Source organism: Caballeronia hypogeia (assembly GCF_001544875.2).
In the GTDB taxonomy this organism is placed as follows: domain Bacteria; phylum Pseudomonadota; class Gammaproteobacteria; order Burkholderiales; family Burkholderiaceae; genus Caballeronia; species Caballeronia hypogeia.
Map to the genome: position 1 here is coordinate 303,900 of NZ_FCOA02000002.1, position 15,163 is coordinate 319,062.

The 15,163-nt window shown below is 61.8% G+C and carries 14 protein-coding genes; 6 read left to right on the forward strand and 8 right to left on the reverse strand.

Translation table 11 applies throughout. From position 1 onward, the window contains the following. Nucleotides 1–4: 4 nt before the first annotated feature. Entirely contained in the window at nucleotides 5–715 is a 711-nt protein-coding gene (locus AWB79_RS04625) for an SDR family NAD(P)-dependent oxidoreductase (RefSeq protein ID WP_061166205.1), read from the reverse strand. A gap of 180 nt (nucleotides 716–895) precedes the next feature. On the opposite strand from AWB79_RS04625, the gene AWB79_RS04630 reads away from it, so the two are divergent. Next, a complete protein-coding gene (locus AWB79_RS04630; RefSeq protein WP_061166474.1) occupies nucleotides 896–1,618 on the forward strand; it encodes a haloacid dehalogenase type II in 723 nt (240 codons plus the stop codon). Nucleotides 1,619–1,654: 36 nt separating this feature from the next. Here AWB79_RS04630 and AWB79_RS04635 read toward each other — a convergent pair whose 3' ends face one another. Further along, nucleotides 1,655–1,948 (reverse strand): DUF1330 domain-containing protein, encoded by a 294-nt coding sequence (locus AWB79_RS04635; RefSeq protein ID WP_061166475.1) that lies wholly within the window; start codon nucleotides 1,946–1,948, stop codon nucleotides 1,655–1,657. Nucleotides 1,949–2,217: 269 nt separating this feature from the next. Here AWB79_RS04635 and AWB79_RS04640 point away from each other — a divergent pair, with 269 nt between their 5' ends. Then, nucleotides 2,218–2,517: a DUF4148 domain-containing protein gene (locus tag AWB79_RS04640; protein WP_061166206.1), complete on the forward strand. Its 300-nt coding sequence runs from the start codon at nucleotides 2,218–2,220 to the stop codon at nucleotides 2,515–2,517. A 23-nt stretch (nucleotides 2,518–2,540) separates the two neighbouring features. Here AWB79_RS04640 and AWB79_RS04645 read toward each other — a convergent pair whose 3' ends face one another. From AWB79_RS04645 to AWB79_RS04655, 3 genes are all read right to left on the reverse strand, one after another. Beyond that, complete coding sequence (locus AWB79_RS04645; protein ID WP_061166207.1) at nucleotides 2,541–3,422, reverse strand: isocitrate lyase/PEP mutase family protein; 882 nt, start codon at nucleotides 3,420–3,422, stop codon at nucleotides 2,541–2,543. A gap of 96 nt (nucleotides 3,423–3,518) precedes the next feature. After that, nucleotides 3,519–4,394 carry an amidohydrolase family protein gene (locus AWB79_RS04650; RefSeq protein ID WP_082862267.1) on the reverse strand — a complete coding sequence of 292 codons (876 nt, stop codon included), beginning with the start codon at nucleotides 4,392–4,394 and terminating at the stop codon, nucleotides 3,519–3,521. A 10-nt stretch (nucleotides 4,395–4,404) separates the two neighbouring features. After that, on the reverse strand, nucleotides 4,405–5,688 hold the full coding sequence (locus tag AWB79_RS04655) for an MFS transporter (protein ID WP_061166476.1): 1,284 nt from the start codon (nucleotides 5,686–5,688) through the stop codon (nucleotides 4,405–4,407). A gap of 126 nt (nucleotides 5,689–5,814) precedes the next feature. On the opposite strand from AWB79_RS04655, the gene AWB79_RS04660 reads away from it, so the two are divergent. Both AWB79_RS04660 and AWB79_RS04665 read left to right on the forward strand, forming a co-directional pair. Beyond that, nucleotides 5,815–6,696: a LysR family transcriptional regulator gene (locus AWB79_RS04660; protein ID WP_061166209.1), complete on the forward strand. Its 882-nt coding sequence runs from the start codon at nucleotides 5,815–5,817 to the stop codon at nucleotides 6,694–6,696. Between the two features lie 40 nt (nucleotides 6,697–6,736). Next, nucleotides 6,737–7,906, forward strand: a complete 1,170-nt coding sequence (locus AWB79_RS04665; RefSeq protein WP_061166210.1) for an alpha/beta hydrolase — start codon at nucleotides 6,737–6,739, stop codon at nucleotides 7,904–7,906. Between the two features lie 43 nt (nucleotides 7,907–7,949). Here AWB79_RS04665 and AWB79_RS04670 read toward each other — a convergent pair whose 3' ends face one another. Continuing rightward, on the reverse strand, nucleotides 7,950–8,852 hold the full coding sequence (locus AWB79_RS04670; RefSeq protein ID WP_061166211.1) for a phytanoyl-CoA dioxygenase family protein: 903 nt from the start codon (nucleotides 8,850–8,852) through the stop codon (nucleotides 7,950–7,952). A gap of 700 nt (nucleotides 8,853–9,552) precedes the next feature. Between AWB79_RS04670 and AWB79_RS04675 the strand changes: the two genes are divergently transcribed. After that, nucleotides 9,553–10,749 carry an acyltransferase family protein gene (locus AWB79_RS04675; protein WP_061166212.1) on the forward strand — a complete coding sequence of 399 codons (1,197 nt, stop codon included), beginning with the start codon at nucleotides 9,553–9,555 and terminating at the stop codon, nucleotides 10,747–10,749. A gap of 13 nt (nucleotides 10,750–10,762) precedes the next feature. Here AWB79_RS04675 and AWB79_RS04680 read toward each other — a convergent pair whose 3' ends face one another. Next, entirely contained in the window at nucleotides 10,763–12,127 is a 1,365-nt protein-coding gene (locus tag AWB79_RS04680) for an MATE family efflux transporter (protein ID WP_061166213.1), read from the reverse strand. Nucleotides 12,128–12,468: 341 nt separating this feature from the next. Continuing rightward, nucleotides 12,469–13,839: a sigma-54 dependent transcriptional regulator gene (locus AWB79_RS04685; RefSeq protein ID WP_061166214.1), complete on the reverse strand. Its 1,371-nt coding sequence runs from the start codon at nucleotides 13,837–13,839 to the stop codon at nucleotides 12,469–12,471. Between the two features lie 405 nt (nucleotides 13,840–14,244). Here AWB79_RS04685 and AWB79_RS04690 point away from each other — a divergent pair, with 405 nt between their 5' ends. Next, nucleotides 14,245–15,159 carry a response regulator gene (locus AWB79_RS04690; protein ID WP_061166477.1) on the forward strand — a complete coding sequence of 305 codons (915 nt, stop codon included), beginning with the start codon at nucleotides 14,245–14,247 and terminating at the stop codon, nucleotides 15,157–15,159. Nucleotides 15,160–15,163: the final 4 nt, after the last annotated feature.

Sequence of the window (15,163 nt, forward strand, 5' to 3'; positions counted from 1 at the left end):
GCAATCAATGTCCCGCGCTCTGACCGCCGTCGACGTGCAGGATCTCGCCGGTCACGAACGGAGCCGAATCAAGATACAGCACCGCGTTCGCGATGTCGCTCATTTCGCCCATATGTCCGACCGGATGCAGCGCGCCGAGCGCTTCGTGAGTTTCGGGCGCATGCATTGGCGACTTGATGATGCCGGGCGACACCGCGTTCGCGCGAATGCCCGACTTCGCGTATTCGATCGCGAGCGACTTCGTCGCGGAATTCAGACCTCCCTTCGTCAGCGAGGCCAGCACCGAAGGCACGCCGTTCACCGCGTGATCGACGAGACTCGTCGTGATGCTGACGATATGCCCGCTCTTGTTCTTTTCCAACTGCTCGATGGCGAGTTGCGTAATATGAAAGAAGCCGTTCACGTTCACATTGAGGATCGCAGCATAGTCCTCTTGCGTGTATTGCGTGAAGGGCCTGGCGATGAAAATGCCCGCGTTGTTGACGAGCGTATCGATGCGGCCGAAGCGCGCAATCGCTGCTTCGATCACGCGTTGCGCGGTGGCGCGTTCGCCGATATCGCCCGCGACCGCGATAACATTCGGATCGTCCGGCTGCTGAATCGACCGCGCGGTCGCGACGACTCGATAACCTTGCGCGCGAAATGCCTTGACGATCTCCGCGCCGATGCCTTGCGATGCACCGGTGACGATAGCGACTTTTTGTACGTTGCTCATGATGAACCTCGAAAGTAGAAGATTGGGTCTGATGCGGATCGGACCGACGGCTCCGATGGCTCGTAATCTAGGCTTTTCGACGTTCGTTGCGTACACACGCGGTGGACAATCAGTCTTGCGCGCGAGGAACAAATGCGCGGCGAAAGCTATCCATCGGATGAATTGAACAGGAGGAAACCGGTGAGCTTGCCCCAGGTAAAAGCATTCGTATTCGACGTGTTCGGCACCGTGGTGGACTGGCGCGGCGGCGTCGCGCGCGAGGCCGCGCCGTTCCTGCGACGGCATGGCGCGACGGGCGCGCAACCCGAAGCGTTCGCCGATGCGTGGCGCAATCGCTATGTGCCGGCGATGCGCAAGGTCATCAGCGGCGAGCGCCCGTTCGAGCAACTCGACGTGCTGCATCGCGAGAATCTGCTGGACGTGCTGCCGGAGTTCGGCATTGATCAGAACGCTATCGCTTCAGAGGAAATCGACGAACTGAATCTCGCATGGCACAGGCTCGATCCGTGGCCGGATTCGGTAACGGGTCTGCAAAGACTCAAGGCGCGCCATATCATCGCGCCGTTATCGAACGGCAATATCAGGCTGATGGTGGATATGGCGAAGCGGGCCGGCTTGCCGTGGGATGCGATTCTCGGCGCGGAAGTCGCGCGCATGTACAAGCCCGATCCGCAAGCGTATCTGCGCGCGGCCGAGGTGTTGATGCTGAAGCCGGAAGAGCTTTGTCTCGTCGCCGCGCACAACGACGATCTCGCTGCGGCAAGAAAGTGCGGCCTGCGCACTGCGTTCGTCGCGCGTCCGTATGAGCGCGGTCCCGGTCAGACGAAGGACACGAAAGCCGAGAGCGATTGGGATGTCGTGGCAAACGACATGAATGCATTGGCCGATGCCGTGGGCGCCTGAGCGGCGCGCGGACATCGGCCAATCAAGAGCCTTGCCTTAAGCGACGCCTTCCGCGATGCGGAAATCGCGAACCACGGAATCGCCGAGCACCTTCAGCGCCTGCTGGTAGGTCGCGCTGTTATACGCCGCGATCGCGGCTTCGAGCGAATCGTATTCGATGACCACGGTGCGCTCGAGCACGCCTTCGCCCTGAACCATCGACGCGACGCCACGCACCAGCGGGCGGCCGCCGCCTTCCGCGATAGCTTGCGTCGCGAGCTTCGCGTATTCGGCGACTTGTTCGGGTTTCAAGATCTTCGTGTACACGCTGACCCAATATCCTTTTGCCATCTGCATCTCCAGTGATTGACGGGCGTCTTGCGCCATGAGCCGAATGCAACGCGCGCAATGCGCCGGCGCATCCGGTTACGGCGGCCAGCATAGCAAATTCTCGTGCGAGGCAAACACGCGTGTTATCGCGGCGATTGTGCGTGTTTCAGTGAAAGGTGCTTTCCTGTGCTAGGGGTTAACCCGTGAGAGCGGCAGTCATAGACTGCTCTCACTGCTTCGAACGGCAGGTCGTTCGAAAGCCAGGCACCCAACAACACTGGAGTTTCATCATGAAGTCGATCATCCGCGCCGCGCTCGTTGCAACCGCTCTCGTCATTCCCGTCGCTTCGTTCGCGCAGAGCCAGATCACGCGGGCACAGGTGCGCGCCGAGATGGCTGAACTCGCGAGCGTCGGTTATCACGTGGGCGATGGCGATCAGGCGCACTATCCGGAAGCGATCCAGGCAGCCGAAGCGAAGCTCGCCGCACGCAACGGACAGACCGCTTACGGCAGCGATGCAAACGGCACGTCGCAAGCGGGCGGCCCGCGCGTGTCGCAAGCGGACTGGAACTCGATGTACTCGCGTTGAGCGTCGAGCGTTGAGCGGTGGTTTCAGTCCGCCGCGTACTTGCGATCCAGCTCGTCGAATAGCGGCTTGTTCACGAGCCGCTGACGCTCCGCGAAGGGCGCGACGACCGAAGGATCTTCATCGAGACGTCCTTGCGATTTCAACGCGCCGAGCGCCGTCTGCATGCCGCGCACGGCGCTTTGCAATGCGGCGTTCGCATACAGCACGAGACTGAAGCCCAGACGCTGCAAGTCCGCCTGATCCGTGACCGGCGTCTTGCCGCCGATCACGATGTTGATGAGTTGCGGTGCATCGAGCAGCTTGGGCAAGGACGCGATCTGCTCCGGCGTTTCGATTGCCTCGACGAACAGAATGTCCGCGCCAGCTTCGACGAACGCACGCGCCCGTTCGATCGCCGCATCGAAACCCTCTACCGCGCAGGCGTCGGTGCGCGCGATGATCTGGAAGTTCTCGTCTTCGCGCGCGTCCACGGCTGCGCGTATCTTGCCGACCATCTCGCTCGTCGAAACGACTGCCTTGCCCGCGAAGTGGCCGCATTTCTTCGGCATCACCTGATCTTCGAGCTGGATCGCATCGGCGCCCGCGCGCTCGAGCGTGCGCACCGTATGACGCACGTTGAGCGCATTGCCGAAGCCCGTATCGGCATCGACGATGAGTGGCAGGTCGACCGCATCGCGAATGCGCGAGGTATGCTCCGCGACTTCCGCAAGACCGATGAAGCCCAGATCCGGCATGCCGAGCGACATGTTCGTGACGCCCGCGCCCGTGATATAGATCGCCTCGAAGCCGAGGTCGGCAGCCACGCGCGCGCTCATCGCGTTGAACGCGCCCGGCAGAAGCAGGGCGCGCCGGGCATTGACCGCTTCGCGGAAGGCGGCGCGGCGGCGGGAGGAAGAAGTGGTCATGGCTCGGTTCCGGAAAGTGAGTTCGTATCGGCGACGACGTGCGCCTGCGTCTGCCATGCTAACGCGAGGAGCGCTTCGATGCTCGCTTTCGCACGGTCATCGGTCGAAGCGAAACAGCTTGCGCGGCGCATCGCGCAACACGATGGTACGCAGCGACGCGTCCGGAATCCAGCGGTCGAGTGCATCGCGCGAGCTGTCGTAATCGATGAGCTTTTGATGCTGCGTATGGGGCCAGTCGCTGCCCCACACTAGCCGCGATGCGCCGAACGAATCGAGCAAAGCCGACGTCAGTGTTTGCCCGAGCGCGGCGCCGTCATCGCCATGAATGTTGCGATACGCTGCCGAAAGTTTGACCCACACACGGCCGCTTTGCGCGGTCGTCAGAAGATAACGGAAGCCCGGATCGTCCACGCCGAAAGCCGGATCGGGCCGGCCGAAATGATCGATCACGACAGTGCAGCCTTGTTCGAGCAAGGGCGTGATGATCATCGGCAAATCCACCGCATCGCGATGAATCTCGACATGCCAGCCAAGCGCGTTGATGCGAACGAACAACTCGCGCCATGCTGCTTCGCGCAGATCGGGCAAGACGAGGCCGATCAGGTTCAGCCGCATGCCGAGCACGCCGAGACGCGCGAGGCGCTGCAGTTCCTCGTCGCTGATCGAGGGATCGATGACGGCCACGCCGCGAAAGCGTTGCGGATAGCGTTGCAGCACGTCGAGGAAGAATGAGTTGTCCGTGCCGAGAAAGCTGGGCTGCACGAGCACGGCATGCGACACGCCGTTCGCGCGCAGATGGGCGGCGTAGGCATCGAGCGTTGCGTCGTAGTCGGGTGCGTGGCGGCGATGCGGCGCGAGCGGAAGGCCGCGCACGAAGACATGCGCGTGAGCGTCGATCGCGTCTATCGATGTGCTCGCCGCATCGAGCCATTGCTCGTCATCGGCGAGCGCCGCGTTGGAAGTAGGCGTCATGGATGATGATTCAGACATGCTTGGGCGAGGCTTCGCCCGATTGAGCTTGCGCGGACGAGGCAGCGATGCGGCGTCCCTTCGTTTCCGGCAACAGCAAGGCGGCCAGCACGACGAGACCATAGGCGATGCCCGCATCGATGCCGAGCGCCTGGCCGAGCGGCATCGAGTTGCCCATGTGTCCGACGAGCACCGGAAACACCGCGGACACCACGCGTCCGAAGTTGTAGCAGAAGCCTACGCCCGTGCCGCGCACGCCTTGCGGATAGAGCTCGTTGAAGAGCGCGCCGAGCGTCGCGGGAATGCCCGCGGAAAAGAGGCCGAGCGGGAAGCTCAGGATCAGCATCGCGACATCGCCGATGGGCAGGAACACATACACGTTCACCGTGACCGCGCAGCAGATCGCGAACACAATCACGTTCTTGCGGCGGCCGATCTTGTCCTGCAGCCACGCACTGACGAAGCATCCGACGATGAACGCGCTGATCACGACAGCCAGATAGCCGCTCGTGCCGAGCACCGACAGATGTCGCTCGGTCTTGAGATAAGTGGGCAGCCATGTCGTGATGGCGTGATAGCCGCCATGCGCGCCGAGGCCGATCAATCCGCCGACGATGGTCGTGCGCAACACCGAGGGATGAAAGATGCCGGCGAGGATCGCGAACGCACCCTGACGCTGTGTTTCGCCTCCTTCGTTCGATTTGGCCTCGCGCGGCGGCTCTTCGATATTGCGGCGCATGTAGATGACGAGCAACGCCGGAATCAGGCCGACTGCGAACAACACGCGCCAAGCCCAATCGGGCGACACCCACGAGAATACGATCGTATAAAGCAACACCGCGCCGGCCCAGCCGAAGCCCCATGCACTCTGCACGATGCCCATGGCCTTGCCGCGATGCTTCGCGCGAATCGTCTCGCTCAAAAGCACCGCGCCCGCGGTCCATTCGCCGCCGAAGCCGAGTCCCTGTAGCGATTTGAGCACGAGCAATTGCTCGAAATTCTGCGCGAAGGCGCTGAGAAACGTGAACAGCGAGAACCACAGAACGGTCACCTGCAGCGCCTTGACGCGGCCGATGCGATCCGACAGCACGCCCGCGAAGAGGCCGCCCAATGCGCCCGCGACAAGCGTCGCGCCGCCGATCAGACCCGCTTGCCCCTTGCCGATGCCCCACGTCGCGATGAGCGTGGGAATGACCAGACTGAACAACTGGGTGTCGACGCCATCCAGCGCCCAGCCGGCGAAACATCCCCACAGCGTGCGTTTTTCCGCCGTCGAAACCTCACGGTACCAACTCATCTTGCGTCTCCTGTGCGGGCTCGCGCCCGGCGCTCGTTTCATTTGTCATTGCATTCTAGAAACGAAACCAGGTGCCGCATACTATGGATGTGTTTATCTTTCATTGCATTTTGATATGCTCGCCGGATGGAGACGCGCAACCTCAAATACTTTCTGGCGGTAGTCGATGCAGGCAGCGTCACGCGCGCGGCCGAAGTTCTCGACATCGCGCAACCCGCGCTGAGTCAGGCGCTTTCGCGCATGGAGCGCGATCTCGGCGTCAAGCTCTTCGAGCGCACGCGACGCGGCGCGCAACTGACGGCGGCGGGCGAGGCCATCGTCGAGGACATACGTCTGAGCGTCGCGCGCATCGACGCCGCATCGCATCGCGCTCGAGAGATCGGCGCGCAGCGAGGCGGGCGGCTGACCATCGGCTTCGCATCGGCGGCGCTCTTCAATCTTTTGCCGCGTGCGATCGCGGCATTGCGCGATGAAGTGCCTAATGTCGAACTCATGCTCAGGGAAATGAGCAATGCGGAGCAGGCGAGCGCGCTGGAGAAGGGTTCCATCGACATCGGGCTGCTGCATACGCCCGTCGCTGTCGGAGGACGCATGCGCGAGAAGCTGATCGTGCGCGAACGTTTGCTCGCGGTGCTGCCGCTGTCGTTTCCTCTCGGCGACGACGGCAAGGTCGGCTTGCGCGATCTCTCGGAGGCGGGTCTCGTGTGGTTTCCCGGCGATCAGTTGCCGGTGGTGCGCGCGGGCATTCTGAGCGCGTTTCGCAAGGCCGGTTGCGAGGCGAATGTCGTGCAGGACGCGAATCGTTCGTTGACGGTGCTTGCGTGCGTTGCCGCGGGATGTGGCGCGTCGTTGCTGCCGCAATCGGTCACCGCGCTGCAATTCGCGGGCGTGCGCTTCTGCGACGTGCGCGACGGCGACAACCTGCCGCCGTTCGAACTCAGCGCGATATGGCCGATGCGTTCGCGCCCGACACTCGCGGATCGCTTCGCGGCCTTGCTCGAAGCATGATCCCCCGCAAGATGAAGTCATCATCAATCAGGAGCAGCACATGAACGAACCGCTGCACGATCTGCCTTTGCCCGACGGCATTCGCGCGCGCATGATCGATAACGGCAATGGCTTGTCGATGCACGTGCTCGAAGCCGGATTCGATACGCCGGGACGGCCCTGCGTCGTGCTGCTGCACGGCTTCCCGGAACTGGCCTTCAGTTGGCGCAAGACCATGTTGCCGCTCGCGGACGCGGGCTTTCATGTCATCGCGCCGGACCAGCGCGGTTATGGCCGCACTATCGGCGGCGCTGCCGCGTTCGATGTCGACCTGCACGAATTCACGTTCCCGAATCTCGTGCGCGATGTGCTGGGTCTGGTGTCGGCTTTGGGCTATCGCAGCGTCGCGGCGGTGATCGGACACGACTTCGGTTCGACGGTCGCCGCGTGGTGCGCGTTGATCCGTCCCGACGTGTTCGCCTCCGTCGTCATGATGAGCGCGCCTTTCGCGGGACCGCCCTCGTTCCCGTTCAATACCGCAACCCACGATGCGAGTCTCGCGCGGGTCGAGACTGCTTCGTCGTTGATGAGCGAGGCCGTGAACGCGCTCGCGTCGCTCGATCCGCCGCGCAAGCACTATCAGTGGTATTACTCGGGCGCGCAGGCCAACGAGGACATGTGGTGCGCGCCGCAAGGGCTCGCGGCTTTCATGCGTGCGTATTACCACGTCAAGAGCGCGGACTGGGCGGGCAATCGCCCGCATCCGCTCACGTCCGTCACGGCAGAGCAACTCGCGCTGCTGCCGACCTATTACGTGATGAATCAGGACGCGACGATGGCGCAGACCGTCGCCGAACATATGCCGGGCGGCGATGAAATTGCGGCCTGCACGTGGCTGCCCGATCAGGCATTGAACGTCTATGTGAGCGAATACGGACGCACAGGTTTTCAGGGCGGCCTGAACTGGTATCGCTGCATGACGGACCCGGCATGTTCGGATGCGTTGCGAACGTGGTCCGGGCGCACGATCGATGTGCCTTCATGCTTCATCGCGGGCGCGAGCGACTGGGGCTATTACCAGCGTCCAGGCGATTTCGAAGCGATGCGCAGGCTGGCCTGCACGGACTTTCGCGCCGCGCACGTGATCGAAGGAGCAGGGCATTGGGTGCAACAGGAACAGCCGGTCACGGTGGTCAGCCGCATCCTTCGGTTCCTGAGACAGGATTCCTGAGACGGGACGCGCCCGCCCGCTGGCGGAACACCCCCTTGCGTAGTCACTTCGCTGTGGTGCGTCCCTTGATGAGACGTGCCACACGATGAGCGCCCAGACGCCATTCATACGGGTTCGTGTAATCGAACTCGCGCACCTTGCGATATAGATACGGCCAGAAATTGCGTTGCGCGCGGCGCGAATCATGCACGCGTTCATCGCGCGACAGATGCCGATTATCGTTCCACGGGAACGTGCGAACTTCGCGCGATGCGCGGCGCGGCAAGCCGAACACGAGCGAATACGCGTAACGTGGCGCGTCCGAGTTGTTCGGTCCCGCGAAATGCAGCGTGCGGCCCGCGTGAATGGTGCAATCGCCGAGTTCGAGCGGACACACCACCGCTTCCTTCAGGTCGAAGCCGTTCACGCATTCCAGACCGTGCGTCGTCGGGTCGCCGCCAATCGGTCCGTGTTGCAGAACCGGGCCCAGATGCGAGCCTGGAATGAACTGCATGCAGCCGTTGACGAGCGATACCGGTTGCAGCGGGAACCAGAAGTTGACTTCACGATGCTCGATGCGCGGATCGGTGAAAGCCTCGTCCTGATGCCAGGGCGTGACGGCGTCCGTATGTGCGGGCTTGTGGAAGAAGCTGTCGCTGACGAAGCGCGCTTTGGGGCCGAGCAGTTGCATGGCCACGCGCTGTACGCGATGAACGAGTTCCGATTCCAGCAAGCTGCGCTCGAAATGCGAAGGATGATGCAATTGCGCAAGCTTCGGCTTGTCCGGTCCCTCTCCCTCGGGGTAGAAATCGAACAGCAGGCCTTCGGTGAAACCGGCCTTCTCGCGCAGAAGGCGGTCACCCACACTGCGCAAGGTCTGTACTTCCGAATGCGTAGCGACATCCGGCAGACGGAGAAACCCATCTTTCCAGAAGCTTCCGCATTGCGATTGGGATATTGTTGTCATTTCCCCTGTCGCCCGTTTAAAAGGATTCCCGCTGGACCGGGAAATGATTAATCCGGCCAAGTGGAACAGCACACAAATCAACGCAATGTACGATTTCGCACATTACGCCGCCCCTTACTTCGAATACATCGGCAATTCCGCCAATTCGCTATTTAATCTGGTTCTTTAACGCAGCGAGGCTGGAAAAGCTGTGGTGCACAGCTTTCACGCGGTGTCGGTATATTGCGTGCAGCGCGGAAAGACGCCACGGAACGCGTGAATTCTGCGCAAATTTCCGGGAAAACCACTTGTTTTAAGCGTTATTTTGCCAACTTCAGCAACAGTCTAATGATCAAATCATACAGAAAGCTTTCATATTTGACCATGAAGAGCGCTGCACTGTTAGCTATTCCACCAACTTTTTTAGCTTGGCGGATATCAGCGAATTAGAAGGCTTTTTCAAGCTAGAAGAATAAAAAATCGCTTTCGATTCCGAGAATCGAATCAGCCATCGGCTCGACGGAATTCGCGCAAACGTTATTTGATCCCGATCTATTCGAGATGCGGCAAGCAAACACGAAAGTGTATCTTTACGTGTATGAAGTTTCTTCTTGTAATTGTTGGTTTGCACACGCTGCGTTCGCGGAACTTTGCCGGACCGCTTTTTGTCCACGGGCCTCGCGGCCTTTGATGGTCGGAATGAACCGCGAGGAGAGTATCGATGGAAAAAGGACGTGTTGCCGCGCTCGACGCAGGCCGGGCGCTCGCGATCGTCGGGGTCGTCGCTGTGCACCTGTCGTTTCAGTTCCCCAATCTGCCCGGCGCCGTGACGCTGCTTGCGCGCATGGGCCAGTACGGCGTCCAGCTGTTTTTCGTGATCAGCGCCATCACGATCTTCATGACGCTCGAAATGGATCACGCGCGCTGTGCGGATGCGCGGCACGTGACGTTGCGTTTCTATATCAAACGCTTCTTTCGCATCGCGCCCATGTATTACGCGGCGATCGCCGTGTACGGGCTGATCAGCTATGGCGCAATGCGCTCAGGCGTCGAGCGCGCGTGGGTCCTCGGCGCGCATGGCCCGATGGACGTGCTGCTCAACATCTTCTTTCTTCACGCGCTGTCGCCCACGGCGATCAATAACGTGGTGCCGGGAGGCTGGTCGATCGGCGTGGAAATGCTCTTCTACATGATCGCGCCGCTGCTTTTCTTCCTGGCCATGAATCGCGCGCGTCTGTTGCTGGCCACGATTCTGCTGCTCGGCCTGTCGCTCGCCGTCACGTCGATGAGCGATTGCAACGGCACGCTCGACTGCAATGTCGCGAATAACACCTTCAGCTACTTCTGGCCGCCGGTGCAAGGGCCGTGCTTCATCGTCGGCATGTGGGCGTGGTATGCGTTCCGTTCGCATCTGCTGGGCGCGTCCGATGTGACGAAGCGCGTGTCGTGGCTGTATCTGTCGCTCGCGCTGGGTTTTGCGTTGATGACGGGCGCGCTCGGCGTCTGGCTCGACAAGGCGCACGTGTTCGCGCCGATTTTCGCCGCATGCAGCGCGGTTTCGTTTCTGTTGTTCGTGTGCTCGTGTCATGCGCGCAAGCATCGGATCAGGCTGCCCGCCGCTTCGCGCAGCACCTTTATTCGACGTTGCGCCGCCGCGCTCGGCCGCGAAAGCTATGGAATTTATCTGTGGCACTTCATCTGCGTTTATATGACGTTCCATTTCTTCGACCATAGCTTTGGAGAAAAGAACGGCGAGACGTCGATTGCGCTGTTCGGCGCGACGCTGATCGCGGTGCTGTTCGTGTCTTATGGTCTTTCGCGCGTCTCTGACCGGCTGATACAAGGACGCGCCACGCGATTGTCGAGGCGTCTTCTGGCATCGGTCGATCGTCGCTTTCACCTGACGCGCGACGCGTAGTCGCGAGCATCGCCTACAAGAGCGGCTGTGCCGGGCTCGCCGTCGCGGATGCAGGCGGATAGAGGCGTCTGCCGCGCGTGCGATACAGCACGATGCTCGCGATGAGAGTCGCCAGTTCCGTCACCGCGACGGTCATCCAGATGCCGCGCGGCCCGAGCCATTCCGTCAGCAGCCAGAGCATTACCAGCAGCAGGAGCCAGCTACGCAGCAACGCGACGATCATCGAGGCGAGCGGCGCCTCGATCGCGGTCAGATATCCGCTGATCGCGAGGTTGAGCGCGGCGGGCATGAACGCGAGCGCGCACCACGGCAAGGCCTCGCGCAATAGTGCCTGCGCGGCGCCGCTGTCCGGGACGAAGAGCGCGCCGAGCGGTTGCGCGAGCGTGAGGATGGCGCCGGATGCCGCGAGCGCGAATCCCGCCGTAACGGCGATGCCGATCCTGAACGAGGAAGCAACCGCTTGCGCGTTGCCCGCGCCGCGCTCGAAACTCACGATCGGCTGCATGCTCTGCACGAGCGCGACCATCGTGACCGAGGCGATCATCGTCATGTATTCGACGACCGCGAACGCGACGAGACCCGTGTCGCCCAGCCAGCGTAAAACCGCATGATTGAACGCGAAAAGCGTGACGCTCGGGGCGATCTCGCCGAAGAATTCCGACACGCCGTTATACGCCATGCGCCACGCGTGGTCGGGTCGGGCGAACGCATGAGCAATGGGCCGCACTCGACGCGCCTTGACGAAGTGATAAGCCAGCATCGGCATGCACGCCAACGCCTGGCTGATGCCCGACGCGAGCGCCGCGCCACGCATGCCCCATTGCATGTGGCCGACCATCCACCATGTCAATGCAATATCGGCGATACCGCCCGCGATCAGGCAGGCGAGTCCGAACTTCGCCGCGCCTTCGATCCGCAGGAAGAGTTCGAGCGCGTAACACGCCGTTGGAAACAACACGAAAGGCGCATAGGCATGCAGGAATTCGCGGGCGAGAATCGCGAGCTCGCCGCGCGCGCCGGTCCATTGCACGAAGGTGTCGGCATAACAAAAAATGCCCAGCGCGAACGCGATTCCACAGGCCGCCAGCAGCCATAACGCCTGCGTGAAAGCGGCGGCGGCGTCGCGCTCGCGCCGTTCGCCGAGGAGCCGCGATACCAGCGTCGAACCGCCGACGCCGATCATCACGCTGAATGCATAAGGCAAATAGAGCAGAGGGACGAGCAGGTTCAGCGCGGCGAGCGCATCGGCGCCGACATGGCGGCCAATGAAAATGCCGCTGATGACCGAATGCATGCAATAAACCCATGCGGCGAGCACGGTCGGCACGGCATAGCCTGAGAACTGGCGGAAGAGGGAAGCATTATTATTCGAAAGCATGGACTACAAACCCCACGTTACTCGCTGAACACGCCAATACGGGCACGCAATGTTATAGGGCGTGCGAGTCGAACGCATGGCATGGCGCATGAGCGCTATAAGAAGCGACATGAGCGCAAAGATCGAAACGAGACTGCGTAGCGCGCGATCTGGCGGCGCGAGAATACGCCAGCGGGCTACGAGAAGAAATGCATGACGGGCTATCGGCGCATGATGCGCGAACGGCGCTTCAGGATTTCACGCTGCATCGATTGCGATGCGAGGGTTGGAGCGCGGAACGTGAAGGGAGGTTCCGTCGAATCGCTGTTAAGCGAATCATGATTCACGCACGCACCGCGCGCTTATGTACCCGATGCCTCCAGCGGCCGGTCCGCCTTGCGCAATCCATAAGCCGTCAACATGCGATACAGCGTGACGCGCGAGATGCCGAGTTCATCGGCCGCTTCACCCAGGCGTCCGCGATGGCGCAGCAAAGCCACTTCGATAGCCTGGCGCTCCGCCGCCTCACGCGCTTGCGCGAGCGTCATCGGCGCGGCTTCGGCGTATTCGCCGAGTTCGAGATCGCTGGCGAGAATCTGCCGGCCTTCCGACATGACGATTGCGCGCCGCACTCGATTGATCAGTTCGCGCACATTGCCGGGCCATCCATAGTTATGGATCGCGGCAATGGCGCACGGCGCGAAGCCGCGCAGGCGCCGGCTCGCATCCTTTCTGAAGCGCTCGAGCATGTGATTGGCCAGCAGCTCGATATCCTTGCCGCGCACGCGCAGCGGCGGCTCATCGATCTGCAATACGCACAGACGATGGTACAAGTCCGCGCGGAAACGTCCTTCGAGCATCGCGGTCTGCATGTCGACGTGGGTCGCGGAAATGATGCGCACATCGACCGATGTCGAGCCTTGTCCGCCCAGGCGCTCGATCTTGCGTTCCTGCAGGAAGCGCAGCAGGCTCGCCTGGCTTTCGAGCGGCAAATCGCCGATTTCATCGAGAAAAAGCGTGCCGCCATCGGCGGCTTCCACGCGGCCGATCTTGCGCTGGTTCGCGCCGGTGAATGCGCCGCGCTCATAGCCGAAGAGTTCGGATTGCAGCAGGTGCGGTGGAATCGCGCCGCAGTTGATCGCGACGAACGGTTGTTCACGCCGCACCGAACGCTCGTGAATGGCGACCGCGGTGAGTTCCTTGCCGGTGCCCGACTCGCCGGAGATGAACACGGGCGCATCGGTCATCGCGACCTTGCGGATCGACCGGTACAGGGCCTGCATCGCGTCGCAGGAACCCACCATGCTGCCTTCCTTGCAATCGTCCTTGCGCGGATCGTTGCAAGCCGTGTCGTGCAGGGACACCATGCCGTACGCATGCCCGACCGCATCGACGATGCGATCCGCCGTGGACGGCACCGTCACGAAGTCGAAGCAGAAATCGCGGATGAGACGGCAGATCTCGGGATTCTCGACATGCTCGGCATCGACCGTCGCAACCCAGCCGATCGGGTAGCTCGCGAGCAATTCGGTGAGCGTGGCCGCCACGTTCGCGAAGCCACGGCTCGTCAGATCGACGATCCCCGCGGCGGCGCGTCTTGCGTGCTTTGCGGACTTGCCGGGTTTGGCCGGATCGATGCGCTCGATGGACCAGCCGCGAGCGTGCAATCGCTCGGCCAGATCCTCGGACACCGCGCGCCCGACGAAGTAGAGTGTTCTGGTATCCCCGTACATGGCTTTTTCCCGGCTTTTTAAGTGTAGCGACAAGTATGCGCCCGGATATGTCGCCGCAAGAAGCCCCGCAAACGATAAGCCGATTTTGAATGTTTACATTGATCGGGTGATTCCGATTAAAAACGTCAGAGAATTTTTTGCGACACGTTCGTTCGAATCCTCGAGCGAACGCCCGTGCTTCAAGGGCTTGCCCGTTGCGGCGCAAGGAGCCCAGACCATTTGAGGATATCGGAATGAATTACTTATCCGCTTATGAATATGATTCGGCGCGGAACTATCTGTACATTCAAAATTGGCGGGCCGTGAAATATCAGATAATTAATACCTTCATGTACATTGTGCGATGCGGGCAGCGCGGGTGTAGAGTCCGCAGATACGTATCGTCAGATGAATAACAGTTCGAACATGGACCAGGCAGAAAACTCCACTTCAACTTATCAGCCGCGTTTGCTTCTCGTCGACGACGATCCTGCGATGATCCGCATCATCGGCGAGATGCTGGCCGAATTCCCCAATCAGCGCTTTGCCACCACCGGCGAGGCCGCGCTCGCACTGGCGCGTGAATCGACGCCGGACCTGATTCTGCTCGACGCGAATCTGCCGAACATGACGGGCTTCGATGTCTGCGAGCTCCTCAAGCGCGATGAACAACTCGCGCGCGTGCCGGTGATCTTCGTCACGAGTCACGACGCGCCCGCGCTCGAAGTCGACGCGTTCCGCATGGGCGCGGCCGATTACGTGATCAAGCCGCTCGTCGCGCCGCGACTGCAGGCGCGCGTGCGCGCGCAGTTGCGCGTGAAGAGCCGTTTGCTGGAAGCGCATGCGCGCCTGCAACAGCAGGGCGCTCAACCGGCGACGCCGAAGGCGACGGGCGTGCGGGTGCTCGGCATTCTCGCGAACGACACGGCCGATGCGCATCGTCACGCGCTCGAAGCCATTGGCGCGCTCGAACTCGTGACCGATTGCGAGGCGGCGCTGCGCGCGGCCGAACGCAATGAGCCCGCCGTCATCGTGCTGGATGCAGGCTGCTGCACGGAGTCTTGCGCTGTCGTGGGCGCATTGCTCGCGCGTCATCCGCTCGTACCTATCGTCGTGCTCGCCGATTCACGCGACATTCAGACCGAGCAGTCCACGCTCGATGCCGGCGCGGCGGATGTCATCGCGAAGCCGGCGCGGCCCGCTGTCCTGCAGGCGCGTGTGCGGGCGGCGCTGGATTCGGCGCGCCGTGCGCGGGAAGAGTTGCGCGCGTGGCTGGAGGCGCAACCCGGTGCGAGCGTGCATCAATTTCCGGTGTTCGCTCGCGACACGCGCAACGACTGAATCG